This window comes from Bradyrhizobium sp. 62B, from assembly GCF_030272265.2.
In the GTDB taxonomy this organism is placed as follows: Bacteria; Pseudomonadota; Alphaproteobacteria; order Rhizobiales; family Xanthobacteraceae; genus Bradyrhizobium.
The window spans coordinates 32,647-57,153 of sequence record NZ_CP092841.2; the positions used below are offsets into that span (position 1 = coordinate 32,647).

The window sequence follows — 24,507 nt, forward strand, 5'->3', positions numbered from 1 at the left end:
AACGGTATTATAAAGAGCCGATGATCCGCTCCTTCCTGACAGTTTCGACGGGAACACTGGCCTCGCGGCTGCTGGGTTTTGCGCGCGATTCCCTGATCGCGGCGCTGCTCGGTACCGGCGCCGTGGCGGATGCGTTTCTGGCGGCGTTCCAGCTCGTCAATGTGGTGCGCCGCCTGCTCAGCGAGGGCGCGCTGAATGCGGCGCTGATCCCGGCCTGGCTGCGGGTCCGCGAGCGTGACGGCGAGAAGGCCGCCACCGCATTCTCAGGACGCGTGCTCGGCACGGTCAGCGCGGCCCTGGTCGCGATTTCGATCGTGATCGCGCTGGCGATGCCATTGATCATCACGGTCATCGCGCCGGGCTTTCTCGGCAGCGGCACGCTCGATCTTGCCGTCGCGAACGCGCGGCTGATGCTGCCTTATCTCGCCTTCGCCGGCCCGGTCACGGTGCTGATGGGCCTGCTGAACGCTCAAGGGCGCTTTGCGCTCACGGCATTTTCGCCACTGCTGTTCAATATTGCCTTGATCGCCGCGATCGCCGTACTGCTCGTCTGGCATGCCGATGCGACCTTCGCGGCGTGGCTGCTGGCGGCCACCGTCGGTATCGCCGGGCTGCTGCAATTGTTGATGCTGCTGTCGCAGCGAAGCGCGCGCCTCGCGACGCCGCTGCGCGTCAGCTTTGACAAGGAGATGCGCGGCTTCTTCGCCAAGGCCATCCCCGGCATGATCGCAAGCTCCGGGCCGCAATGGCTGATGGTGGCCGGCGCGATCATCGCCTCCGCGACGCCGTCCGCGGTGTCCTGGCTCTATTTCGCCAACCGCCTGATCGAGCTGCCGCTCGGCATCGTCGGCGTCGCGATGGGCACCGTGCTGGTGCCGGAGCTGACGCGCGCTGTCGGAAGCGGCGACCGCGAGGCGGTGGCGCATGCGGAGTCCCGCGCGCTGGAGCTGGCGGCCGGGCTGGCACTGCCGGCGACGCTCGGTCTCATCGTGCTGGCCGAGCCGATCGTGCGGCTGTTGTTCGAGCACGGCGCGTTCGGCGCGGATGACAGTGCGGCGACTGCACACGCGCTGATGTGGCTGGCGCTGGGCCTGCCGGCGCATGTATTGATCAAGGCGCTGTCGCCGGCCTTCTATGCCCGCAGCGACACGATGACGCCGCTTCTCGCCACCGCCAAAGGCTTTGGGGTCGCAATCGTGCTTGCCCTGCTGCTCGGCCATTTTTCCGGAGCGAGCGGGATCGCGGCGAGTATCGCGGCCGGCGCCTGGAGCAGCGCGCTCTCGCTGCTCCGCAAAGGCAAGGCCGAGTTCGGCTTCTCGGTCGATGCCGCCGCCCGCAAGCGATTGCCGCGCATCGTGCTGGCCGCAGCCGCCATGGGCGCCCTGCTCTGGCTCACCGCGCGCCTCTTGCCTTCCGAGGCGCACGGCCTCGTCCGCTTCATCGTGCTGGGCCTGCAGATCGGGGCCGGGATCGCGGTCTATGGCCTGCTGCTGCAAATCCTCGGCGCGGCCTCGTGGCGCGAGGCGGTTAACGCGTTGAAACGGTCCGCCTAAACCGCGAACGTGGAATTGCCCTTGACGGGGCAGCGCCGCTGTTGGAAACGACGGCCGAATACCTATGGGAAAGCTGACCATGCCATTCGTTGAACGGGTCTTTTCGGGCGTCCAGCCGACGGGCAATCTGCACCTCGGCAATTATCTCGGCGCGATCGTCAACTTCGTGAAGATGCAGGAAACCCACAATTGCATCTATTGCGTCGTCGACATGCACGCGATCACGCAGGGCATCGACGTCTGGGGCGGTCCGGCCGAGCTCACGCGCAACACCCGCGAGGTCACCGCGGCGTTCATCGCCGCCGGCATCGATCCCAAGAAGCACATCGTGTTCAACCAGAGCCAGGTCTCGGGCCATGCCGAGCTCGCCTGGATCTTCAATTGCGTCGCGCGCATGGGCTGGCTCGGCCGCATGACCCAGTTCAAGGAGAAGGCCGGCAAGGACCGCGAGAACGCCTCGGTCGGGCTGTTCGACTATCCCGTGCTGATGGCCGCCGACATCCTGCTGTACCGCGCCACGCACGTGCCGGTCGGCGAGGACCAGAAGCAGCATCTGGAACTCTCGCGCGACATCGCGCAGAAGTTCAACAACGACTTCGGCGATTCCATCCGCGCCCAGGGCGCCAATGACGGTCTGTTCTTCCCGCTGCCGGAGCCGCTGATCACCGGCCCTGCGACGCGCGTGATGAGCCTGCGCGACGGTACCAAGAAGATGTCGAAGTCCGACGCGTCGGACAATTCGCGCATCAATCTGACCGACGATGCCGACACCATCGCGCAGAAGATCCGCAAGGCGAAGACCGATCCGGAGCCGCTGCCGACGGAAGAAAAGGGCCTGGAAGCGCGCCCCGAGGCCGACAATCTGGTCGGCATCTTCGCCGCGCTCTCCGGCCGTGCCAAGGCCGACGTGCTGCGTGAATTCGGCGCCGGCCAGTTCTCCAGCTTCAAGAACGCGCTGGCGGAGCTGTGCGTGACCAAGCTCGCGCCGATCGCCGGCGAGATGAAGCGCCTCGTCGCCGACCCCGGCCATATCGACGCGATCCTGAACGACGGCTCCGACCGGGCCCGCGCGATTGCCGACGAGACGATGAAGCTCTCCAAGGACATCGTCGGCTTCATCCGCCCGCGCTGAAGACGGTCGGCGCTAGAAGCGCCGACCCGCTTCTCCCCTCCCCAAGCTTGCGGGAGTGTGGCAGCATGCCGTCCCTGCACATTCCGGGATAGGCATGACCAGCAAACGACTTTGCTACGAGCCGGGTCACAAGCCCAAATGCCTCGTCATCGTCGATGACACCGCCGAATGGGATCGCGCGGTCTATTATGCCAGCCGCTGGGCGATCCGTGCCGGCGGCGGCGTGGTGATGCTGCGCATCATCGAGCCCGAGCAGCAGAGCCAGGAATGGCTGGGGGTCGCCGACATCATGCGCGCCGAGGCGCAGGAAGCCGCCGAAGCCGCGCTCGACCGCGCCGCGGGCCGTGCCAACGGCATCGCCGCGATCACCCCGGAGCGGGTGATCCGGGAGGGCGTGCCGATGGAACAATTGCTCGCCGTGATCGACGAGGACCCCGACATCGCCATGCTGGTGCTCGCCGCCAATCCCGGCGCGGAAGGGCCGGGACCATTGGTCGCGCTGCTCGCGCATGCGGTGGGGACGTTCCCGATTCCCGTGACCATCATTTCCGGCGCGCTCAGCGACGAAAGCGTGGACTCGCTGTCGTAGGTACCCCTACTGGGATGCGGCCAGGTGTTTGCTCGTCAAGCTCGGCCACGACGCCGCGGAAATTTCGACACCCTAACCCACTGAAATAACAACGAAACGACCTCGTTTCCCCTTGATCGTGCGTTCCCCGTCGCCATCTGCTAGGGAATAGGGCAACGCGCCGGCCTTGAACCGGCGACGTCTGGAGAAAACCATGTTCATTCAAACCGAAGCCACCCCCAATCCCGCCACGCTGAAGTTCATTCCCGGCCGCGTCGTGACCGACGGCAACCCCATGGAATTTTCGAGCCGCGAAGCCGCTACGCGCTCGCCGCTGGCCGAAAAGCTGTTCGAGGTGCCCGGCGTCACCGGCGTGTTTTATGGATCGGATTTCATCACCGTGACCAAGGCGAGCGGTGAATGGCAGCAGCTCAAGCCCGCGATCCTCGGCGCCATCATGGAGCACTACATGTCCGGCGCGCCGCTGCTCGCCGACGGCGCGGCGGCCGATGATGCCGATCTCGACGACGAGGACGAGTTCTTCGACGAGGCCGATGCCGAGACGGTCGACATGATCAAGGATCTGATCGAGACCCGCGTGCGGCCGGCGGTCGCCAATGATGGCGGCGACATCACCTTCCGCGGCTTCAAGGACGGCATCGTCTATCTCAACATGAAGGGTGCCTGCTCCGGCTGCCCGTCATCGACCGCGACGCTGCAGCACGGCATCCAGAACCTGCTCAAGCACTTCGTGCCCGACGTGGTCGAAGTCCGGCCGATGTGATCGGTCCGCGAATGGCGAGTAGCGAATGGCGAATGGCATTCCGATCGGCTAGACTACTCGCTATTCGCCACTCGCCATTCGCTTTTCCATGCTGATCCTCGCCATCGATACTGCGCTCGACGCCTGCTCCGTGGCCGTGCTCGACACCGAAACGGCCGAGCTGCTTGCGCAAGAGCAGCTTCTGATGAAGCGCGGTCATGCCGAGGCCCTGATGCCGATGATTGCGCGCGTCATGCAGTCGGCCAGTCTCGCCTTCACCTCCCTCGACCGCATCGCGGTCACCGTCGGCCCAGGCAGTTTCACCGGCCTGCGCGTCGGCATTTCGGCGGCGCGCGGCCTGGCGCTTGCGGCCGGGCGCCCGGCGATCGGCCTCACCACCCTGTCGGCCTATGCCGCCACAATCGTCGGCCAGAGCAAATCGGCACCCGTGATCTCCGCGATCGACGCGCGGCACGACCACGTCTATTTCCAGATCGTCGCCGGCGACGGAAGTCAATTGGTCCGGCCGCGCGTCGCGCCGATCGACGAGGCGATCGCGGCCTCGCAGTTCGGCGCGCCGCATCTGGTCGGCAATGCCGCAAACATCCTCGCCGAGCGCTGGCCGAACGATGGCGAGCAGCCGGTCGCGGTCGACGCGCAAGCAGCGCCCGATATCGGCTGGGTCGCATGGCTCGGCGCGGCGGCCGATCCCGAGACAAATCCGGCGCGGCCGTTCTACCTGAAGGCACCCGACGCCAAGCCGGCCGCAACTCCGCCGCTCGCAGCACAAGCCGCAACCTCATGATGAGATGGCTGTCGCAATGGTGGCGCGGCGGCACCGCTGCCGTCGAGCCAGCCTCCGCGCGCGACGCCGCGCGGCTGGCGCAGATGCACGGCGCCTCCTTCGCACATGGCTGGGGCGAAGGCGAATTCGAGACGATGCTCAGTGAGCGCAACACGCTGGTGCACCGCTTGCGCCTCGGCCGCAAGACGATCGGCTTCGCGGTATCCCGGATCGGTGCGGACGAAGCGGAAATCCTCTCGATCGCGGTGGACGAGGCCTATCGCGGCCGCGGCCTCTCCCGCATGCTGCTGATGACCCATCTCGGCCACCTCGCCGGGCGCGGCGTGCGCAGAATATTTCTGGAGGTCGAGGAAAACAACCAGCCAGCGGGGCGGCTCTACGCCGGGTGCGGATTCGTGGTGGTCGGGCGCCGCGAACGCTACTATAAGCAGCCGAACGGGGAACAATTGAACGCCCTTCTGATGCGACGTGACTTGTCGTAACATTGGTGGCAGAAAGCGCCCCCGCCAGGCAGACAAACAATGACCGCTCTGAAACCTTCTTCCGCATCCAAGGCGTCCGGCATCGAGGCGCGCTGTGCCGCTACCGGCATGCGCATGACCGAGCAGCGCCGTGTCATCGCCCGCGTGCTTGCGGAAGCGATCGATCACCCCGATGTCGAAGAACTGTACCGGCGCTGCGTCGCCGTCGACGACAAGATCTCGATCTCGACCGTGTATCGCACCGTCAAGCTGTTCGAGGACGCCGGCATCATCGAGCGCCACGATTTTCGCGAAGGCCGCGCGCGCTACGAGACGATGCGCGACAGCCATCACGACCACCTGATCAATCTGCGCGACGGCAAGGTGATCGAGTTCACCTCCGAAGAGATCGAAAAGCTGCAGGCGGAGATCGCCCGCAAGCTCGGCTACAAGCTGGTCGACCACCGGCTCGAACTCTATTGCGTCCCGCTCGACGACGACAAGCCTACCAACTAAGTGCCCGTCGACCTCATCATCTTCGATTGCGACGGCGTGCTCGTGGACAGCGAGGTGATCTCCTGCCGCGCCCATGCCGACGTGCTGACGCGGCACGGCTATCCGATCAGCTCCGAGCAGGTGCTGGTCCGTTTCCTCGGCGTGTCCGAGAAAGACGCGCGGCGGATGGTGGAGCAGGAAATCGGCCGCAGCCTGCCCGACGATCTGGAGCAGCAGATCAATGCCGCCACACTGAAATTCTACGCCAGCGATCTGCAGCCGATCACCCATGTCGCCGCAGCGATCGCCGCGATCGATCTGCCCAAATGCGTTGCGTCCAGCGGGACGCCGGAGAAGATCCTTCATGGCCTGACCTGTGCCGGGCTGCATGACCTGCTCGCGCCGCACATCTTTTCGGCGAGCCAGGTCGCACGCGGCAAGCCCGCGCCCGACCTGTTCCTGTTTGCCGCCAAGCAGATGAATGTCGCGCCGGAGCGGTGCCTAGTGATCGAGGACAGCGTCCCCGGGGTCACGGGCGCGCACGCGGCCGGGATGACCGTGCTGGGCTTTCACGGCGGCAGCCACTGCCCGCCGGGCCATTCCGAAAGGCTGCGCGCCGCCGGGGCCGGATTGACGTTCGACGACATGCTGCAACTGCCGGAGCTGGTCCGGAAGGCTGGAGCAAAGGTCTTGACTGGCTGATTTCGTCTTTTTCGTCATTCCGGGGCACGCGCGATGCGCGTGAACCCGGAATCCAGAGGTTTTGGCGCGAGATTCCGGGTTCGTCCGCTTTGCGGGCGCCCCGGAATGACGGTCAGCGGCTCCATTCGCTGGCTTTTCGCCGCTCCAGCCTCTATTTGAAGGCCGTCCTCCACCGCCATTTTCGGGTTCCATGACGCCGCCGCGCAAGCTGCACATCAAATCATATGGCTGCCAGATGAACGTCTACGATGCCCAGCGCATGGTGGATACGCTGGCTCCGGAGGGATTCGTGGAGACGGCGAACGCCGAGGAGGCCGACCTCGTCATCCTCAACACCTGCCATATCCGCGAAAAGGCCTCCGAGAAGGTCTATTCCGAGCTCGGACGCTTGCGCGTCGCCAAGGACGAGGCCGCGCGCGGGGGACGCGCGATGCAGATCGCTGTCGCCGGCTGCGTGGCGCAGGCCGAGGGTGAGGAGATCGTGCGCCGCGCGCCTGCCGTGGATGTCGTGGTGGGACCACAGAGCTATCATCATCTGCCGGAGCTCCTGAAGCGCGCCGGCAACGAAGGCCGCGCGATCGAGACCGAATTCCCGGCCGCCGACAAGTTCGGCTTCCTCGCCCAGCCGAAGCCCGACGCGATCCGCGCGCGCGGCATTTCCGCGTTCGTCACGGTGCAGGAAGGTTGCGACAAGTTCTGCACCTTCTGCGTCGTGCCCTACACGCGGGGCTCGGAAGTCTCGCGCCCCGTGGCGAAGATCCTCGACGACGTGAAGCGGCTGGCCGACAACGGCGTGCGCGAGCTCACGCTGATCGGGCAGAACGTCAACGCCTATCACGGCGAGGGGCCCGACGGAAAAACCTGGCCGCTCGGCCGATTGCTCGAACATCTGGCGACGATCCCCGGCATCGCGCGGCTGCGCTATTCGACCAGCCATCCCCGCGACGTCGACGACAGCCTGATCGCAGCCCATCGCGATCTCGGTGCCCTGATGCCGTTCGTGCACCTGCCGGTGCAGTCGGGCTCGGACCGCATTCTGGCGGCCATGAACCGCAAACATACCGCCGATGATTACCGGCGGGTCATCGACCGTTTCCGCTCCGCGCGCCAAGACATTGCTTTTTCATCAGATTTTATCGTCGGCTTCCCCGGCGAGAGCGAGCAAGATTTTCTCGCCACCCTCGCGCTTGTCACGCAAATCGGCTACGCTGCGGCGTATTCGTTCAAATACTCCGCCCGGCCGGGAACGCCGGCCGCGGATATGCAGGAGACGGTATCCCCCGCCGAGATGGACCAGCGATTGGAGCGGCTCCAGGAACTGATCGACAGCCAGCAATCGGCCTTCAACAAGGCTGCGATTGGCTCAACGGTCGACGTGCTGTTCGAACGTCCGGCGCGCAAAGACGGCCAGATCGTCGGCCGCACCGCATTCCTTCAGCCCGCTCACGTGATGGCCTCGCCCGACATCATCGGGCAGATCCTGCCTGTCAGAATCGACAGCCTCGAGCGCTACAGCTTTCTCGGCGAGCTCGTGATGCCGCGTGGCGCGCGCGAGCCCGTTTTATCGCAAGCCACTGGAGCCTGAACCCTTGCCAAAAAGCGCATCGGATTCGTCTTCGTTCGCTCCCCGCAAATTTGACCGCGACATGCAAGTTCCGCCCGAGACCCAGGTCGTCATCGACTTCGACGACAATCGCGCCGCTTCGGCCCTGGTTGGCCCCTACGGCCAGCATCTGGCCCAGGTCGAGCGGCGGCTCGGCGTGGTCGTGGATTCCAAGGGCAACCACATCACGATCGGCGGCACGCGCGACGGCTGCGACGCCGCACGCCGCGTGCTGGAGATGCTCTACGCGCAAGCCGTGAAGGGACAGGATCTCGACCAGGGCGAGGTCGAAGGTGCGATCCGCGCCGTGATCGCCCAGGGCTCGCTGTTCGAGTTCGATGCCAAATCGACCAAATCGGCCTTCGACAGCATCAACCTGCGCAAGCGCCCGGTGCGCGCGCGCACCGCCGCGCAGGATTCCTACATCCGCGCGCTGAAGCGCCACGAGCTGGTGTTCGGCATCGGCCCGGCCGGCACCGGCAAGACCTGGCTCGCAGTCGCCCATGCCGCGCAGCTGTTCGAGCGCAAGGAGGTCGACAAGATCATCCTGTCGCGCCCGGCGGTGGAAGCCGGCGAGCGGCTCGGCTTCCTGCCCGGCGATCTCCGCGAGAAGGTCGATCCTTATCTTCGCCCGATCTACGACGCGCTCTACGACCTCATGGATGCGCGCATCGTCGAGCGCGCGCTGCAAACCGGCGAGATCGAGATCGCGCCGCTCGCCTTCATGCGCGGCCGCACCCTCACCAACGCCGCCATCATCCTGGACGAGGCACAGAACACGACCTCGATGCAGATGAAGATGTTCCTGACCCGTCTCGGCGAGAACAGCCGCATGATCGTGACGGGCGATCCCTCGCAGATCGACCTGCCGAACGGCCAGACCTCGGGCCTGGCCGAAGCGACCCGGCTCCTGGGTGGCGTCGAGGGCATTGCCCAAGTTCATTTCAAAGCCGAGGACGTGATCCGCCACGAACTCGTGGCGCGGATCGTTGCCGCCTACGAAGGTTCGCCGCAGCGGCCGGCCACCGGCCAATCCTGACGAGGCAACAGCTGGACCCCGGAGGGCGCGGACACGGCGCCTTGTCGTCCCAGACAACACAATGTCCCATCCGAACCTTCCCATGACCGAAGTCCTCGTCGTCGCCGATTGCTGGCAGCGCGAGCCCGATTCCGAAGCCGTGATCCAGCGCGCGGTGGCGGCTGCCGCCGAGAGCGTCGACGACGACGTTGCCGACGCCGAAGTGGCCGTGATGCTGACCGATGATGCCGGCATCCGCACCCTCAACAGCAACTGGCGCGGCATCGACAAGCCGACCAACGTGCTGTCGTTTCCCGCACTCCAGCCGGAAGGCGAGTGGAAGGAAGGTGATGCGCCGCGCATGCTCGGCGATATCGCGATCGCCTACGAGACCATGCGGCGCGAGGCGGACGAGGAACAAAAGCCGTTCGACCACCATTTGAGCCATCTCGCGGTGCATGGCTTCCTGCACCTGATCGGCTACGATCACGAGAACGACGGCGACGCCGAGGAGATGGAAGCGCTGGAGACGCAGATCCTGGCTCACCTTGGAATTCCCGATCCCTATGCAGACCGCGCAGGGACGCACTGAGATGCCTGACTCCGACCCCATCCAGGACAACCCGCGCAACACGGCCAATCTGCCGGCCGTGGTGACGCAAGGCGAGGTGATGCGCCCGACCGCGGACGGCTGGCTGTTGCGCGCCATCCGCACGCTGTTCGGCTGGAAGGCGGGATCGGTGCGCGACGACCTCCAGGTCGTGCTCGATGCGACGACGCCCGGCGATTCCGGCTTCTCGGCGGTCGAGCGCACCATGCTGCGCAACATCCTTGGCCTGCACGAGCGGCGCATCGCCGACGTCATGGTGCATCGCGCCGACGTCGTCGCGGTGAAGCGCGACATCCCGCTCGGCGAGTTGATGGACCGCTTCGAGAGCGCCGGCCATTCGCGCCTCGTGGTCTATAACGAGACGCTCGACGATCCCGTCGGCATCGTCCACATCCGCGACCTGCTCGCCTTCATGACCGCGCGTGCCCGCGTGTCGGAGGCCACCAAGACCAAGCGCAAGAAGCCGCTGCCGGCCGGGCTCGACCTGCGCGCCGTCGATCTCGCGCTGCCGCTCGAGGACGCACGGATCATCCGCAAGCTGCTCTACGTGCCGCCGTCGATGCGGGCGATCGACCTGCTCGCGCAGATGCAGGCCACGCGCATTCACCTCGCGCTGGTGGTCGACGAATATGGCGGCAGCGACGGGCTGGTTTCGCTCGAGGACATCGTCGAGCAGATCGTCGGCGAGATTGACGACGAGCACGACAGCGACGAGCCGCCGTCGATCGTGCGCCTGCCCGACAACGCCTTCATCGCCGACGCCCGCGCCAGCCTCGACGACGTCCGCACGGTGATCGGCGAGGATTTCGTCACCGGCGAAGCCGGCGAGGAGGTGGAGACGCTGGGCGGCTATCTCGTCAGCTTCGTCGGACGCCTGCCGGTGCGCGGCGAGGTGATCTCGGGCCCCGGCACTTACGAGGTCGAGGTGCTCGATGCCGATCCGCGCCGCGTCAAGCGGCTGCGCATCTCGACGCGGAAGGAGCGTCCCGCGCCGCGGACCCAGCGCGAAAGAAGCCGCCGCGAGGCCGCGCCGGATAGCAGCCAGCCGCCGGCCAACGATACGCCCAGCCCGCCGCCGAGCGACGGGACCAGCCAACAGTGAGTCCGTTCCAGCGACTTCGGCAGATCGCGCTTGCCATCATCCTCGCCTGGGGATGGAAGCGCGCCATCATCGCCATGGCGTGCGGCGCGCTGTCGGTGCTGGCGCTGGCGCCATTCAATGTCTTTCCAGTGCTGTTCATCACCTTTCCCGTGCTGGTCTGGCTGATCGACGGCGCCGGCGCCGGCCGATATGGCGGCGCTCCCGCTGCCGCGCTGACCGGCTACTGTTTCGGGCTCGGCTATTTCGTGCCCGGGCTTTACTGGATCGGCTACGCCTTCTTCGTCGACGCCGATGTGTTCGCCTGGCTGACGCCGTTCGCCGTGCTCGGCCTGCCGGCCTATCTCTCCCTCTTCACGGCCATCGGCTTCGCGCTGGCGCGCCTGCTCTGGACCAAGAACGCCACGCGCGTGCTCGCGCTCGCGGCAAGCCTCACCGTCAGCGAATGGCTGCGCGGCCACGCTCTGACCGGCTTCCCCTGGAACGCGTTCGGCTACGCGCTGTCCGAGCCGCTGCCGCTGGCGCAGACAGCCTCGCTGGTCGGCCTGTGGGGCATGACGTTCCTGACGGTTGCGATCTTCGCGAGCCCCGCGACGCTGATCGACCGCACGTCCGATCGCCGCCTGCCATGGCGCGTGCCGGCGACGGCCATTGCGCTCTTGATTGTCATGAGCATCTTCGGCGCGATCCGCCTGTCGCTGCACCCGACCACGATGGTGTCAGGCGCCAAGCTGCGCCTGATGCAGCCGAACCTCCAGCAGGACGCGAAATTCAACTACGCCGCCAAGCCCGAGGTGATGAAGAAATATTTGGCGCTGTCAGACCGCGCCTCCGGCCCGCAATCGACGGGCGTACGCGATGCCACCATCCTGATCTGGCCGGAATCCGCCTTTCCGTTCTTCCTGACCCGCGAAGCCGACGCGATGGCGCAAATCGCCGACCTCCTGCCGAAAGGCACCGTGCTGATCACGGGCTCGGTCCGCGCGCCCGATCTGCCGCGAGGCACGCCGATCACCCGTGCCTATAATTCGATCTACGTGATCGATCACGACGGCAGCGTGCTGGCCGTGTACGACAAGTTGCATCTGGTGCCGTTCGGAGAATTTCTGCCCTACCAGGGGCTGATGGAGAAGCTCGGCTTCGAGCAACTGACGCGTGTGCGCGGCGGCTTCATTCCCGGCACCGTGCGGCACGCGCTGCCGGTCCCCGGTGCACCACCCGCACTGCCGCTGATCTGTTATGAAGCCATTTTTCCCGGCGAAGTGGCCGGACGCGACGAACGTCCGGGCTGGATCGTGAACCTCACCAATGACGGTTGGTTCGGTATCTCGACCGGCCCCTACCAGCATCTGGAGCAGTCGCGAATGCGCGCGATCGAACTGGGATTGCCGCTGGTCCGCTCCGCTAATACCGGCATCTCCGCAGTGATCGATCCGGTCGGCCGTACCGTCGCGAGCCTCGGTCTCGGGATCGAAGGCATTTTGGATGCAAACCTGCCCGCGGCGATCCCGCCGACCGTTTATGCGCGGGTGGGCGATGCACCTGCGGCCATGTTCGTCGCGCTGGCGGTGATTTTGGCTGTCCGCCGACGTGTCACCAAGCGGCATGGCTGATTGCGCCGTCGCCGCGGAGGTAGCCGGAAACTTTTGACAACCGCGGTCCTACGGTTGACAGACTGCACACCGGCTCCCCATTCTGCACCGGCTGCAAAAGACAATGGTGCATTGCTAAATTTCTCCGCAATGTTTCCCAATAACAGGGTTTGATTTGACGTTGCTTGCACCTGAGGCACTCCGGTTGATTGCGCTGAAGGTGGTGTTTGGAGGGCTGAGGAAATGTCGAAAGCGCCCAACCCTGTTGACAAATATGTCGGCAGTCGCGTGCGTATGCGCCGCATCATGTTGGGCATGAGTCAGGAAAAGCTCGGTGAAGCTTTGGGCCTGACTTTCCAGCAGATTCAGAAGTACGAGAAGGGCACCAACCGGGTCGGCGCGAGCCGCATCCAGCAGATCGCCGAGATTCTGCAGGTGCCGGTGTCATTCCTGTTCGAGGGCGGTCCGAGCGGCGTGCCCGGGCCGGATGGCTTCGCCGAAGGCGCCTCGCCCTCTTACGTATCGGATTTTCTCGCGACCTCCGAAGGCCTGGCCCTGACCAAGGCGTTCACGCGAATCACCGATTCGAAGATGCGCCGCTCGATCGTCGATCTCGTCGAGCAGATTGCGGCTCGCGAAGGTCCCGACAAGCGCTGACGCGCCGCCTCAATGGCGATTTGAGACCGCGTCAAATCTGGCCTATGTCGTCATTTGTGGCCGCGCCTTGGCGTGCGTCCGCTTCGATGATGCGATTCAAAGGCACAGATGCGCCCATGACCAGCTCCAATTGGTTCGATACTCAAACTATTCTCGATGGCATCCGCCGCTGGGTGGAGATCGAGACACCGACGGAAGCGCCTGAACAGGTCAACAAGCTGATCTCCGTGGTCGCGGAGCAATATCGCGATTGGCCCGTCACGCTCGAGCGCATCGCCGGCACCGATGGCTGCGGTGATCATCTCCTGGCGCGCTCGAATTGGGGCCAGGACCAGCCCGGCATCCTGGTATTGAGCCACCTCGACACCGTCCATCCCATGGGATTCATCGAGCGCCTGCCGTTCAAGGTCGAAGGCGACGTCGCCTACGGTCCCGGCATCTACGACATGAAGGGCGGCGCCTACATCGCCCATCACGCGTTTGGCGCGCTGTGTACGACGGCCGATCGCTCGCCGCTCGGCATCACGCATCTGTTCACCTCCGACGAGGAGATCGGCAGCCCGACCTCGCGCGCGCTCATCGAGCGGGAGGGACGCAAGGCCAAATACGTGCTGGTGACGGAGCCGGCGCGGGACGGCGGCAAGATCGTCACCGGGCGCAAGGGCGTCGGACGCTTCCGCGTGTCCATCAAGGGCGTGCCGGCGCATGCCGGCTCGCGGCCCGAAGACGGCCGCAGCGCCGTTCGCGAGCTCGCCAACGTCATCCTGGTGCTGGAAGGGATGAACGACCTCGCGCGTGGCGTCTCTGTCAATGTCGGCGTGGTGCGCGGCGGCACGCGCCCCAATGTCACGCCTGAAGACGCCCATGCCGAAGTCGATCTGCGCGTTGTAAGCCTCAAGGACGCAGACGAGTTCGTCGGCAGGATTCTCGCTCTGACCTCGAAGACCGACGGCGTCACCGTCACCGTCACGGGCGAGCTCAACCGCCCGCCTTACGAGAAGAGCAATGCGGGCGCCTCGCTGTACGAGCATGCGAAGACGCTCGCCGGCGAGATCGGCTTCGAGCTGATCGACACCCACACCGGTGGCGGCTCGGACGGCAATTTCACCGCCCCGCATACCGCGACGCTCGACGGACTCGGCGTCGACGGCAAGGGCGCCCACACCCATTATGAGCAGCTCTATGTCTCCTCGCTCGCGCCGCGCGCGCGGCTGCTCCATCGCCTGTATCAGACGCTGCGATGAGCGAGCGCAAATCAGACCCCGATCGCGAGGACAGCGAGCGCGCCTTCTTCGGGCGCCGCAAGGGCCACAAGCTCAGACAGCACCAGGCCGAGCTGGTCGATCACCTGCTGCCGCATCTTGCGCTCGACATCCAAAGTGAGACGCCGGCAAACGCAAGCGAGATCTTTGGCCCCGAGACCGAAGATGTGCGGCTCGAGATCGGCTTCGGCGGCGGTGAGCATCTCGCAGCCGAGGCACAGAAATTCCCCACGACCGGCCTCATCGGCTGCGAGCCCTATGTCAACGGCATGGCGAAGATCCTCGCGCAGATCGAGGCCGCCAATATCGGCAACATCCGGCTGTTCGCGGGCGATGCCGCCGAGCTGCTGGCCTGGCTGCCCAAGGCATCGCTGTCGCGGATCGACCTGATCCATCCCGACCCCTGGCCGAAACGGCGGCACTGGAAACGGCGCTTCGTCCAGGACAGGACGATCGCCGCGATGGCGCGCGTGCTCAGGAGCGGCGGCGAATTCCGCTTCGTCTGCGATATCGACGATTACTGCGCCTGGACGCTGTCGCACCTTGCGCGTTCACAGGACTTCGTCTGGCTTGCCGAACGCGCCGACGATTTCAGGCAGCCATGGGCGGGCTACACCATGACGCGCTACGGCCGCAAGGCCGCGCGCGAAGGACGCAAGGCGGCTTATTTGCGGTTCAGGCGGGTGTAGACTTTTCGCGTGATCCTTCCGCTGTCGTCATGCCCGGGCTTGTCCCGGCCATGAGGAAGACTGTTCGGAATCTCAAATCGTCTGCCGGTTGCGCCAGAAATTCACGACGCGCTCGGCGGTCGTCGGCATCAGGCGCGTGAAGTTGACGCGCGCGGCCTCGATGTCGGCATCGGCCGGCGTGCGTTGCGGACCGTACCAGAGCAGGATGAGCGCGCGCACCGTGGGCCAGCCCAGATTCAGCACGCGGCCGACGATGAGGATCGGATCGTAGCGGTCGCCGGCGATCAGGCGGTCGAGAACCGAGAGGCGAACGCCGGACATCGCCGACAGCGAAGCGATCGATTCCTCGTATTTGTGCGCCTTGGCAAAGCCGAGCAGCGCGCTCTCGCCGAGATGGCCGTCACGATGCAAGGCGAGCACCGTGCGCTGGGCCGCAGAGAAATCGCGCCGCGGCCCCGGCGGCAGCTTGGCATCCTCGATCGCTGCCATCGCACGCTTGATCTCGACCTGGCGCGCGGGGTTGACCACGCTGGAGAGGCGCCGGCGGATGACATCGAGCGTGCCGTCGAGAAGCTCTTTCAGGTGCTCGCCCGAGAGGTCGTTGCGCTGGCCGATCTTGAGCGTCAGCACGCCGTCCTGCGACGCGCGCTTGATCATCTCGGAATAGCTGCTCGGCGAGAACACCGCACCGGCATTGCCGGCGGCGCGGCGCACCACGTCGCGATCACCGCGCTCGACCAGCACGTCGGTGATCTCGGCCGACAATACCGGGCGCTCCGTCATCGCCAGCAGATGGGCCTGGCCCTTCAGCCGCGCGATCTCGACCAGAGCGGAATCATCGAGCACCGGCGAGCGGCGCAGCACGGGGCCGGCCACCATGATCTCGTTTTCGCGCGCGAGTTGATTGACCAGATGCGGCGGCGCGTTGTTCAGGTGCGAGAAGCGCTCGGCGAGGTCGGCGCGCGAGGCAAGCTCCGCATGCGGGACGAGATCGATCAGCAGATTGTCGAACAGATCGATCAGCTCGGGACGAAGATTGGCGGAATCCTGGAAGAACAATTCGGAGATGGCGCGCGCGATTTCGCCGCGCCGCCGCGGATCGCCGCGTTTGACGATATCGTCCAGTCCGGGAATGAGCGACGTGGCAACGGTCATGAAACAACTCGATCAGGGCACGCCGCGGGTGCGCCCTTGGTCGAAGCCGCCCCACAATCAGGGAATTTAGCCGCCCGAGGTGAAAGAAGCGTTAGGCCCGGGACGGCGCGAACGACGGCGCGAATCGGGCGTAAAAAGCCTCGTCTGGCCCGCGATGGGCCTTGTCCGGGGGGATCAAAAGCGCTATATCAGCGCCAATTCATCTTCTCATACGATCCGCGTAGTGAGAGTGGGCCCGAAAGGACCCGCTCTTTTTTATTACCTGAACGCGGCTTGGCGGAAGATGCGGCCCGACGCGTGTCGGGAGAGTTCCGAAGCGGGCTTTGGAATCGTAACCAAGCCTTAACCATCGAGCGCCTGACCCTGGACATGACCGAACCGACCCCTGGTTCCACGGATGCCGAATTGCTGGCCGAGCCGAGACTCGTCGTCGAGCCCGGCGTGGCGGCACGGGTGTCCGCGGTCGCAGCACCGGTGCTCGAGGGCATGGGCTACCGCCTGGTGCGGATCCGAATTTCCGGCGAGGCCGGTTGCACCGTGCAGATCATGGCCGAGCGGCCGGACGGCTCGATGCAGCTCGAAGATTGCGAGGCGATCTCCCGGGCGCTGTCGCCCGTGCTCGATGTCGCCGACCCCATCGATCGCGCCTACCGGCTGGAAATCTCCTCGCCGGGGATCGACCGTCCGCTGGTCCGCCGCTCCGATTTCGAGCGCTATTCCGGCCATCTGGTGAAGATCGACATGGCGGTCGCGCATGAGGGACGCAAGCGGTTCCGCGGCACGCTCGGTGCCGTCGAAGGCGACCGCGTGCACCTGCGTCGCGACGACGTCAAGGCGGGCGCCGAGGCCGACGTGCTCCTGACCATGGAGGATATCGGCGAGGCCCGGCTGGTGCTGACCGACGAGTTGATTGCGGAATCGATGCGCCGTGGCAAGGCCGAGGAGCGCCAGATGCGCAGGAATCTCGGACTGGAGCCGCCGGCTGCGCCGCACGCGGAGATCAGCGCGAAGATCACCAAGAACACCAAGCCGAAAAAGAAACCGGCCCCGACCAACACCAAGAAACATCGCCTTGCCGCCGAACGCGCGCGGCGCGGCGAGATCGATCCTGACCAAGGAGACTAGCCATGGCAGTCAGCGCCAATCGACTTGAATTGCTCCAGATCGCCGACGCCGTTGCACGCGAGAAATCGATCGACCGCGGCATCGTCATCGCGGCGATGGAGGACGCCATCGCCAAGGCCGCGCGCGCACGTTACGGCAGCGAGACTGACGTTCACGCCGAAATCGACCCCAAGAAGGGCGAGCTGCGGCTGTCGCGCCACATGCTGGTGGTCGAGAAGGTCGAAAACCATTCCAACCAGATCTCGCTGGTGGACGCGCAGCGCGCCAATCCCGGCGCCCAGGTCGGCGACACCATCGCCGACACCCTGCCGCCGCTGGAATATGGCCGCATCGCCGCGCAATCGGCCAAGCAGGTCATCGTGCAGAAGGTGCGCGAGGCCGAGCGCGACCGGCAGTACCAGGAATTCAAGGACCGCATCGGCGACATCGTCAACGGCGTCGTCAAGCGCGTCGAATATGGCAGCGTGATCGTCGATCTCGGCCGCGGCGAGGCCATCATCCGCCGCGACGAGATGCTGCCGCGCGAAGTGTTCCGCAACGGCGACCGCGTCCGCGCCTACATCTTCGACGTCCGCCGCGAGACGAGAGGCCCGCAGATCTTCCTCTCGCGCACCCATCCGCAGTTCATGGCAAAGCTGTTCGCGCAGGAAGTGCCGGAGATCTATGACGGCATCGTCGAGATCAAGGCGGTGGCCCGCGATCCGGGCTCGCGCGCCAAAATCGGCGTGATTTCCCGCGATTCCTCGGTCGATCCGGTCGGCGCCTGCGTCGGCATGCGCGGCTCGCGCGTGCAGGCCGTGGTGAATGAATTGCAGGGCGAGAAGATCGACATCATTCCCTGGTCGCCCGACATCGCGACCTTCGTGGTCAACGCGCTGGCGCCGGCCGAAGTGTCCAAGGTCGTCATCGACGAAGATCGCGAGCGCATCGAGGTCGTCGTGCCCGATACCAACAACCAGCTTTCGCTGGCGATCGGCCGCCGCGGCCAGAACGTGCGTCTGGCCTCGCAGCTCACCGGCTGGGATATCGACATCCTGACCGAGCAGGAGGAATCGGAGCGCCGTCAGGCCGGCTTCGAGAACGCCACCCGCGTCTTCATGGAAACGCTCAACGTCGACGAGGTTGTCGGCCAGCTCTTGGCGACCGAAGGCTTCACCGCGGTCGAAGAAGTGGCCATGGTGGATCTCAGGGAACTCGCTAGCATCGAGGGTTTCGACGAGGAGACCGCGCAGGAGCTGCAGAGCCGCGCCCGCGAATATCTCGAACAGCAGGACGCCGAGATCGAGGCCAGGCGCAAGGAGCTCGGTGTCGAGGACGCGGTCAAGGACGTGCCCGGCGTCACCTCCAAGATGCTCGTGAAGTTCGGCGAGAACGACATCAAGACGGTCGAAGACCTCGCCGGTTGCGCGACCGACGATCTGGTCGGCTGGACCGAGCGCAAGGAAGGCGGCGAGCAGACCAAATTCCCGGGTGCCCTCGACGGCATCGATATCTCCCGCGACGATGCTGAAGCGATGATCATGCAGGCCCGCGTCAAGGCCGGCTGGATCACCGAGGCCGATCTCGCCAAGCCCGCTGAAGAGGCCGAGGCGACCGAAGATCAGCCGGCCTGAGGCGTTTTCGGCAAAAGTGGAGACCGGCCTTGCGTAAACACACGACTTAGAAGGCGAAGGAGGATGTCGCCCGGATGCTCGCCAATATTGACAGCGAACTCGACAATGGACCGCGGACCGAAAGGTCCGCGACCATGCGGATGTGCGCTGTCAGTCGGCAGGTCCGGCCGATCGACGAGCTGATCCGCTTCGTCGTTTCGCCGCAGGGCGACGTCGTTCCAGATCTCAAGCGCAAGCTGCCCGGACGCGGCATGTGGCTGACGGCCTCCCGCGGGGTGGTTGCGGAAGCGGTGCGGCGTCACCAATTTACCAAGGCCTTCAAGCGCGAGCTGCGCATCCCCCAGACGCTTCCTGCCGACATCGAGGCACTCCTGGTTCGGAGCGTGTCGGAAGCCCTTGGGATCGCCGCCAAGGCGGGCCAGGTCGTGGCCGGCTTCGGCAAGGTCGAAAGCGGCCTTCGGGAAGGCACGGTCGAGGTCCTGATCCACGCCAGCGACGGGGCCGCGGACGGAATCCGCAAATTAGACATGCTGGCACGTCAAAATGCCGGAAATCGCGGCTCCAAGCCGCCGATTCCCGTCGTCACCGCACTGAAATCGGTAGAATTGGATTTGGCACTGACCCGGTCAAATGTGATACATGCTGCCCTGCTCGCGGGCCCGGCGAGCAAGTCATTCCTGTCACGTAGCCAGATGCTGGTCCGATACCGGATGGCGGACGATGACAAGACTGCCGAAAAGCACGGCCAGGATTTCTGAGAGACAACGACGACCCGATTGGACGGTGCGGCAACGCACAACACTGATAAATCAGGATTAGGACTGCTGAATGGTTGATACCAAGACCCCTGGCGACAAGAAGCTGAGCGTTCCGAGCAAGACGCTATCGCTCAAGCCGCGCGTCGAAACGGGCACCGTGCGCCAGAGCTTCAGCCATGGCCGCAGCAAGCAGGTCGTGGTCGAGAAGCGCGGCAAGCGCCGTATCGACGGCACGCCCGAGCCGCAGGCTGCCGAGGTGGCGAAGCCCGCACCGGCCGCACCCGCGCCCGCTCCGTCGCGCCCTGCGCCGCCGCGCAACGCCGGCTCCGGCGTGGTGCTGCGCACGCTGACCGAGGACGAACGCTCCGCCCGCGCCAGCGCGCTGGCCGATGCCAAGGTGCGCGAAGTCGAAGAGCGCCGTCAGGCCGAGGAAGAGGCCCAGCGCCGCGCGGTCCGCGAGGCCGCCGAGCGCGCCGAGCGCGAGGCCGCCGAATCCCGCCGCAAGGCCGAGGAAGAGCGCCACCGTCACGAGGACGAGGCCAAACGCAAGGCCGAGACCGAGGCCAAGAAGCGCTTTGGCGAAGGCGAGCAACCCTCCGCTCCGCGCCCCGCAAGTGCGGCCCCGGCCGCTCCTGCGCCGCGTTCCGGCGCGCCCGCTTCACGTCCCGGCACCACGACCACGGCACGCCCGGGAACGACGACGGCTCGCCCCGGAACCAGCACGCAGCGGCCGGCTGGCGGACCTTTGGGTCGCGCGCCCGCGGTCGCGGCCGGACCCGACGAGGACGATGGTCCGCGCCAGATCCGTCGTGGTCCCGGCGGCGCCGCACGTCCCGTGGTGGCTCCCAAACCCACCCACAAGCCCGGCCCGCAGAAGGAGCGTGGCCGCCTCACCGTCGTCACGGCGCTCAATGCCGACGAAGTGCGCGAGCGTTCGATCGCCTCGTTCCGCCGCCGCACCCAGCGCCTGAAGGGCCACGCCTCGAACGAGCCCAAGGAAAAGCTCATTCGCGAGGTGACCATTCCGGAAGCGATCACCATCCAGGAACTCGCCAACCGCATGGCCGAGCGCGCGGTCGACGTCATCCGCATGCTGATGAAGCAGGGCGCGATGCACAAGATCACCGACGTGATCGATGCTGACACTGCGCAACTGATCGCCGAAGAGCTCGGCCACACCGTCAAGCGCGTCGCCGCGTCCGACGTCGAAGAGGGATTGTTCGACGTCACCGACGATTCCACCGACACCGAGACGCGCTCGCCCGTGGTGACCGTGATGGGTCACGTCGACCACGGCAAAACCTCGCTGCTCGATGCGCTCCGTCACGCCAACGTGGTCTCCGGCGAGGCCGGCGGCATCACCCAGCATATCGGCGCCTATCAGGTCACCTCGCCCGAGAGCGGCAAGAAGATCACCTTCATCGACACGCCCGGCCACGCCGCGTTCACCGCGATGCGCGCCCGCGGCGCCAAGGTCACCGACATCGTCGTGCTGGTGGTTGCGGCCGATGACGGCGTGATGCCGCAGACGGTCGAAGCCATCAACCACGCCAAGGCGGCGCGGGTGCCGATCATCGTTGCCATCAACAAGATCGACAAGCCCGACGCCAAGCCCGAGCGCGTGCGCACCGAGCTGCTGCAGCACGAGGTTCAGGTCGAATCGTTCGGCGGCGACGTCGTCGACGTCGAAGTGTCAGCCAAGAACAAGACCAATCTCGACAAGCTGCTCGAGATGATCGCGCTCCAGGCCGACATCCTCGACCTCAAGACCAATTCGGAACGTCCGGCCGAAGGCACCGTGATCGAAGCCAAGCTCGATCGCGGCCGTGGTCCGGTCGCCACCGTGCTGGTCCAGCGCGGCACGCTCCGGGTCGGCGACATCATCGTCGCGGGCGCGGAGATGGGCCGCGTCCGCGCGCTGATCTCGGATCAGGGCGAGACCGTCCAGGAAGCAGGTCCCTCGGTGCCGGTCGAAGTGCTCGGCTTCAACGGTCCGCCGGAAGCCGGCGATCGTCTCGCCGTGGTCGAGAACGAAGCCCGCGCCCGTCAGGTCACGAGCTACCGCGCGCACCAGAAGCGCGAGAACGCGGCTGCCTCGATCTCCGGCATGCGCGGCTCGCTCGAGCAGATGATGTCGCAATTGAAGACGGCGGGCCGCAAGGAATTCCCGCTGATCATCAAGGCCGACGTGCAGGGCTCGCTGGAAGCGATCCTCGGCTCGCTGGAGAAGCTCGGCACCGACGAAGTCGCAGCCCGCATCCTGCATGCCGGCGTCGGCGGCATCTCGGAATCCGACGTGACGCTGGCCGAAGGCTTCAACGCCGCGATCATCGGCTTCTCGGTTCGTGCCAACAAGGAAGCCGCCGCGGCCGCCAAGCGCAACGGCATCGAGATCCGCTACTACAACATCATCTACGATCTCGTGGACGACGTGAAAAAGGCGATGAGCGGACTGCTCGCGCCGACCTTGCGCGAAACCATGCTCGGCAACGCCTCGATCCTGGAGATCTTCAACATCTCCAAGGTCGGCAAGGTCGCCGGCTGCCGCGTCACCGACGGCACCGTGGAACGCGGCGCCAATGTGCGCCTGATCCGCGACAACGTCGTCGTGCACGAGGGCAAGCTGTCGACGCTGAAGCGCTTCAAGGACGAAGTGAAGGAAGTCCAGTCCGGTCAGGAATGCGGCATGGCCTTCGAGAACTACCACGACATGCGCGCAGGCGATGTCATCGAGTGTTATCGCGTGGAGACGATCCAGCGCTCCCTGTAAGTCCAAATCTTACCGAAGCGTTCGGATCATTTTGAACTGAAATTGCGGGAGTGCGATGGCCGGATTTTTTCCGGCCATCCACCCCTCTTCGTTTCAACAGGACAAATGGCAATGCCCGTGGCTCGAGCGCGGGCATGACGAGGTGATTTTCGACAATGCCACGCCATCATCAGAAAAAGAGTTCCGCACCCGGCGGAGGCTCGCAACGCCAGTTGCGCGTCGGCGAGCAGGTTCGCCACGCGATGGCCGATATTCTGGCGCAAGGCAATGTGCATGATGCCGACCTCGAAGGTCACATCATCACCGTGCCGGAGGTGCGGATGTCGCCCGATCTGAAGCTCGCGACCGTCTACGTGATGCCGCTCGGTGGCCGCGACACCGGGATCGTCATCGCTGCGCTCGAACGCAACAAGAAGTTCCTGCGCGGCGAAGTCGCGCGGCGCGTTAACCTGAAATTTGCACCCGACCTTCGCTTCCGCGTCGACGAGCGATTCGACGAAGCGGAACGGATCGAGAAGCTTTTGCGAACACCTGCGGTGCAGAAGGATCTCGAACAGGATTTGGAACAGGATCCGGAGACGGATCGGGAAGAAGAACGATGACGATGGACCCGGCTCACGACACGATCAGCGGCGAACAGGCCGATCAGCGCGACGTGCAGAAAAATAATTTCGCGGACAATAATTTCGCGGACATGGGCGGCAATTCGGAGCCGCATCAGGAGCCGCGCCGCGTCAACAACGATCCGCGCGCCAAGCAGCAGAAGGGCAACCAGTTTCGCCGCGACCGGCGTGACGTCCACGGCTGGGTCGTGCTCGACAAGCCGATCGGCATGACCTCGACGCAGGCGGTCGCAGTGCTCAAGCGCCTGTTCAACGCCAAGCGCGCCGGACATGCCGGCACGCTCGATCCGCTCGCTTCGGGGGGCTTGCCGATCGCGCTCGGTGAGGCCACCAAGACCGTTCCTTTCGTCATGGACGGCCGCAAGCGCTACCAGTTCACGGTGTGCTGGGGTGAGGAGCGCGACACTGACGACATCGAGGGCCGGGCGACCGCGACCTCCGACCAGCGTCCGACCCGGGAGGCCATCCTGGCCCTGCTGCCCCGATTCACCGGGGTGATCGAGCAGATCCCGCCGCGTTATTCCGCGATCAAGGTCCAGGGCGAGCGCGCCTACGACCTCGCCCGCGACGGCGAAGTCGTGGAGCTGGCTCCCCGCCCGGTCGAGATTCACCATTTAACCCTTTTGGATCAACCGGATAACGACCACGCCGTGTTCGAGGCCGAATGCGGCAAGGGCACCTATGTCCGCGCGCTGGCCCGCGATATGGGCCGGATTCTTGGCACTTACGGCCATATCTGCGCGCTCAGGCGGACCCTGGTCGGCCCATTTGGCGAAAACGACATGATTCCGCTGGATCAGTTGGAGGCTTTGTGCGATAGAGCCGCGTCCGGCGAGGGTAGCCTCGCGGACGCGCTTATGCCCGTTGAGACCGCGCTGGACGACATCCCGGCACTGGCCGTCACTCGGGCTGATGCGGCAAGGCTCCATCGGGGTCAGGCCGTTTTGTTGCGCGGACGGGATGCGCCCACTTGTAGCGGCACAGTCTATGTCACGGTGGCAGGCCGTCTTTTGGCGCTTGCTGAAGTTGGCAATGGCGAAATCATCCCCAAGCGTGTGTTCAACCTGACCGGCCTGACTGCCAGCCCCGGTCGCAACGAGAGAAATTGACGATGTCGATTGCCGCAGAACGCAAAGCGGAAGTCATCAAGACCAATGCCACCAAGGCCGGCGACACCGGCTCGCCCGAGGTTCAGGTCGCGATCCTGTCGGAACGCATCAACAACCTCACCAACCATTTCAAGACCCACGTGAAGGACAACCATTCGCGTCGTGGCCTCTTGAAGCTGGTCTCGACCCGCCGCTCGCTCCTCGACTATCTCAAGAAGAGGGACGAGGCGCGCTACAAGGCGCTGCTCGAGAAGCACAATATTCGTCGTTAAGAGTTCTTGCGCGCGCCCAACGGCGCGCGTTTTCGCGCGTGATTTCGACGAAAGCGTTTGTTTAAAGGTTTTT

General features: G+C 65.4%; 24 protein-coding genes. 23 read left to right on the top strand and 1 reads right to left on the bottom strand.

Annotated features, from left to right (window positions below):
* Positions 1-20 precede the first annotated feature (20 nt).
* The 16 genes from murJ to trmB all read left to right on the top strand — a co-directional run bounded on the left by murJ (position 21) and on the right by trmB (position 15,009).
* A complete protein-coding gene (gene murJ, locus ML401_RS00140) occupies positions 21-1,553 on the top strand; it encodes a murein biosynthesis integral membrane protein MurJ (RefSeq protein WP_285808867.1) in 1,533 nt (510 codons plus the stop codon).
* A 79-nt stretch (positions 1,554-1,632) separates the two neighbouring features.
* A complete protein-coding gene (gene trpS / locus ML401_RS00145; RefSeq protein ID WP_194405123.1) occupies positions 1,633-2,685 on the top strand; it encodes a tryptophan--tRNA ligase in 1,053 nt (350 codons plus the stop codon).
* A 94-nt stretch (positions 2,686-2,779) separates the two neighbouring features.
* Positions 2,780-3,274, top strand: coding sequence for a universal stress protein (locus ML401_RS00150; protein ID WP_194405124.1), 495 nt, complete (start codon positions 2,780-2,782; stop codon positions 3,272-3,274).
* A gap of 193 nt (positions 3,275-3,467) precedes the next feature.
* Positions 3,468-4,037 (top strand): NifU family protein, encoded by a 570-nt coding sequence (locus tag ML401_RS00155; protein WP_194405125.1) that lies wholly within the window; start codon positions 3,468-3,470, stop codon positions 4,035-4,037.
* A gap of 88 nt (positions 4,038-4,125) precedes the next feature.
* Complete coding sequence (gene tsaB, locus ML401_RS00160) at positions 4,126-4,821, top strand: tRNA (adenosine(37)-N6)-threonylcarbamoyltransferase complex dimerization subunit type 1 TsaB (RefSeq protein WP_259218192.1); 696 nt, start codon at positions 4,126-4,128, stop codon at positions 4,819-4,821.
* On the top strand, positions 4,818-5,303 hold the full coding sequence (gene rimI, locus ML401_RS00165) for a ribosomal protein S18-alanine N-acetyltransferase (RefSeq protein WP_194405127.1): 486 nt from the start codon (positions 4,818-4,820) through the stop codon (positions 5,301-5,303). Before tsaB ends, rimI begins: the two co-directional genes overlap by 4 nt.
* 39 nt (positions 5,304-5,342) lie before the next feature.
* Positions 5,343-5,798, top strand: a complete 456-nt coding sequence (locus ML401_RS00170; protein ID WP_028133658.1) for a Fur family transcriptional regulator — start codon at positions 5,343-5,345, stop codon at positions 5,796-5,798.
* On the top strand, positions 5,799-6,479 hold the full coding sequence (locus ML401_RS00175; protein ID WP_211415328.1) for an HAD family hydrolase: 681 nt from the start codon (positions 5,799-5,801) through the stop codon (positions 6,477-6,479).
* A gap of 190 nt (positions 6,480-6,669) precedes the next feature.
* Positions 6,670-8,064 carry a tRNA (N6-isopentenyl adenosine(37)-C2)-methylthiotransferase MiaB gene (gene miaB, locus ML401_RS00180; protein WP_285808872.1) on the top strand — a complete coding sequence of 465 codons (1,395 nt, stop codon included), beginning with the start codon at positions 6,670-6,672 and terminating at the stop codon, positions 8,062-8,064.
* 61 nt (positions 8,065-8,125) lie between these two features.
* Positions 8,126-9,121, top strand: coding sequence for a PhoH family protein (locus ML401_RS00185; RefSeq protein WP_194405130.1), 996 nt, complete (start codon positions 8,126-8,128; stop codon positions 9,119-9,121).
* A gap of 82 nt (positions 9,122-9,203) precedes the next feature.
* Complete coding sequence (gene ybeY, locus ML401_RS00190; protein ID WP_285808875.1) at positions 9,204-9,692, top strand: rRNA maturation RNase YbeY; 489 nt, start codon at positions 9,204-9,206, stop codon at positions 9,690-9,692.
* A 1-nt stretch (position 9,693) separates the two neighbouring features.
* Positions 9,694-10,812, top strand: coding sequence for a hemolysin family protein (locus ML401_RS00195; RefSeq protein WP_249131360.1), 1,119 nt, complete (start codon positions 9,694-9,696; stop codon positions 10,810-10,812).
* Complete coding sequence (gene lnt, locus ML401_RS00200) at positions 10,809-12,422, top strand: apolipoprotein N-acyltransferase (RefSeq protein ID WP_285808876.1); 1,614 nt, start codon at positions 10,809-10,811, stop codon at positions 12,420-12,422. Before ML401_RS00195 ends, lnt begins: the two co-directional genes overlap by 4 nt.
* 222 nt (positions 12,423-12,644) lie before the next feature.
* Positions 12,645-13,058: a helix-turn-helix domain-containing protein gene (locus tag ML401_RS00205; RefSeq protein WP_028139513.1), complete on the top strand. Its 414-nt coding sequence runs from the start codon at positions 12,645-12,647 to the stop codon at positions 13,056-13,058.
* An 86-nt stretch (positions 13,059-13,144) separates the two neighbouring features.
* A complete protein-coding gene (locus tag ML401_RS00210) occupies positions 13,145-14,302 on the top strand; it encodes a M20 family metallopeptidase (RefSeq protein ID WP_285808881.1) in 1,158 nt (385 codons plus the stop codon).
* Positions 14,299-15,009, top strand: a complete 711-nt coding sequence (gene trmB, locus ML401_RS00215; protein WP_285808883.1) for a tRNA (guanosine(46)-N7)-methyltransferase TrmB — start codon at positions 14,299-14,301, stop codon at positions 15,007-15,009. Before ML401_RS00210 ends, trmB begins: the two co-directional genes overlap by 4 nt.
* A 72-nt stretch (positions 15,010-15,081) precedes the next feature.
* On the opposite strand, the gene ML401_RS00220 is transcribed toward trmB, so the two are convergent.
* Complete coding sequence (locus ML401_RS00220; RefSeq protein ID WP_259218201.1) at positions 15,082-16,164, bottom strand: DUF2336 domain-containing protein; 1,083 nt, start codon at positions 16,162-16,164, stop codon at positions 15,082-15,084.
* Positions 16,165-16,533: 369 nt separating this feature from the next.
* Here ML401_RS00220 and rimP point away from each other — a divergent pair, with 369 nt between their 5' ends.
* From rimP to rpsO, 7 genes are all read left to right on the top strand, one after another.
* Entirely contained in the window at positions 16,534-17,289 is a 756-nt protein-coding gene (gene rimP, locus ML401_RS00225) for a ribosome maturation factor RimP (RefSeq protein ID WP_285812785.1), read from the top strand.
* A 2-nt stretch (positions 17,290-17,291) separates the two neighbouring features.
* A complete protein-coding gene (nusA, locus tag ML401_RS00230; RefSeq protein ID WP_194405138.1) occupies positions 17,292-18,902 on the top strand; it encodes a transcription termination factor NusA in 1,611 nt (536 codons plus the stop codon).
* A gap of 74 nt (positions 18,903-18,976) precedes the next feature.
* A complete protein-coding gene (locus ML401_RS00235; protein ID WP_211415318.1) occupies positions 18,977-19,660 on the top strand; it encodes an RNA-binding protein in 684 nt (227 codons plus the stop codon).
* Positions 19,661-19,730: 70 nt separating this feature from the next.
* Positions 19,731-22,430: a translation initiation factor IF-2 gene (infB, locus tag ML401_RS00240; protein WP_194405140.1), complete on the top strand. Its 2,700-nt coding sequence runs from the start codon at positions 19,731-19,733 to the stop codon at positions 22,428-22,430.
* Between the two features lie 155 nt (positions 22,431-22,585).
* Positions 22,586-23,032, top strand: a complete 447-nt coding sequence (gene rbfA, locus ML401_RS00245) for a 30S ribosome-binding factor RbfA (protein ID WP_194405141.1) — start codon at positions 22,586-22,588, stop codon at positions 23,030-23,032.
* Positions 23,029-24,162: a tRNA pseudouridine(55) synthase TruB gene (gene truB, locus ML401_RS00250; RefSeq protein ID WP_285808886.1), complete on the top strand. Its 1,134-nt coding sequence runs from the start codon at positions 23,029-23,031 to the stop codon at positions 24,160-24,162. Before rbfA ends, truB begins: the two co-directional genes overlap by 4 nt.
* A gap of 2 nt (positions 24,163-24,164) precedes the next feature.
* Positions 24,165-24,434, top strand: a complete 270-nt coding sequence (gene rpsO, locus ML401_RS00255) for a 30S ribosomal protein S15 (protein ID WP_018644188.1) — start codon at positions 24,165-24,167, stop codon at positions 24,432-24,434.
* Positions 24,435-24,507: the final 73 nt, after the last annotated feature.

Coding starts and splice junctions, on each gene's coding strand:
- tsaB (WP_259218192.1), top strand. CDS start 4,126: ATGCTGATCCTCGCCATCGATACTGCGCTCGACGCCTGCTCCGTGGCC.
- ML401_RS00195 (WP_249131360.1), top strand. CDS start 9,694: ATGCCTGACTCCGACCCCATCCAGGACAACCCGCGCAACACGGCCAAT.
- ML401_RS00155 (WP_194405125.1), top strand. CDS start 3,468: ATGTTCATTCAAACCGAAGCCACCCCCAATCCCGCCACGCTGAAGTTC.
- trpS (WP_194405123.1), top strand. CDS start 1,633: ATGCCATTCGTTGAACGGGTCTTTTCGGGCGTCCAGCCGACGGGCAAT.
- infB (WP_194405140.1), top strand. CDS start 19,731: ATGGTTGATACCAAGACCCCTGGCGACAAGAAGCTGAGCGTTCCGAGC.
- murJ (WP_285808867.1), top strand. CDS start 21: ATGATCCGCTCCTTCCTGACAGTTTCGACGGGAACACTGGCCTCGCGG.
- ML401_RS00220 (WP_259218201.1), bottom strand. CDS start 16,164: ATGACCGTTGCCACGTCGCTCATTCCCGGACTGGACGATATCGTCAAA.
- ML401_RS00205 (WP_028139513.1), top strand. CDS start 12,645: ATGTCGAAAGCGCCCAACCCTGTTGACAAATATGTCGGCAGTCGCGTG.
- rbfA (WP_194405141.1), top strand. CDS start 22,586: ATGCCACGCCATCATCAGAAAAAGAGTTCCGCACCCGGCGGAGGCTCG.
- miaB (WP_285808872.1), top strand. CDS start 6,670: ATGACGCCGCCGCGCAAGCTGCACATCAAATCATATGGCTGCCAGATG.
- ML401_RS00185 (WP_194405130.1), top strand. CDS start 8,126: ATGCAAGTTCCGCCCGAGACCCAGGTCGTCATCGACTTCGACGACAAT.
- ML401_RS00150 (WP_194405124.1), top strand. CDS start 2,780: ATGACCAGCAAACGACTTTGCTACGAGCCGGGTCACAAGCCCAAATGC.
- rimI (WP_194405127.1), top strand. CDS start 4,818: ATGATGAGATGGCTGTCGCAATGGTGGCGCGGCGGCACCGCTGCCGTC.
- ybeY (WP_285808875.1), top strand. CDS start 9,204: ATGACCGAAGTCCTCGTCGTCGCCGATTGCTGGCAGCGCGAGCCCGAT.
- rimP (WP_285812785.1), top strand. CDS start 16,534: ATGACCGAACCGACCCCTGGTTCCACGGATGCCGAATTGCTGGCCGAG.
- ML401_RS00235 (WP_211415318.1), top strand. CDS start 18,977: ATGCTCGCCAATATTGACAGCGAACTCGACAATGGACCGCGGACCGAA.
- trmB (WP_285808883.1), top strand. CDS start 14,299: ATGAGCGAGCGCAAATCAGACCCCGATCGCGAGGACAGCGAGCGCGCC.
- ML401_RS00210 (WP_285808881.1), top strand. CDS start 13,145: ATGATGCGATTCAAAGGCACAGATGCGCCCATGACCAGCTCCAATTGG.
- ML401_RS00170 (WP_028133658.1), top strand. CDS start 5,343: ATGACCGCTCTGAAACCTTCTTCCGCATCCAAGGCGTCCGGCATCGAG.
- nusA (WP_194405138.1), top strand. CDS start 17,292: ATGGCAGTCAGCGCCAATCGACTTGAATTGCTCCAGATCGCCGACGCC.
- truB (WP_285808886.1), top strand. CDS start 23,029: ATGACGATGGACCCGGCTCACGACACGATCAGCGGCGAACAGGCCGAT.
- rpsO (WP_018644188.1), top strand. CDS start 24,165: ATGTCGATTGCCGCAGAACGCAAAGCGGAAGTCATCAAGACCAATGCC.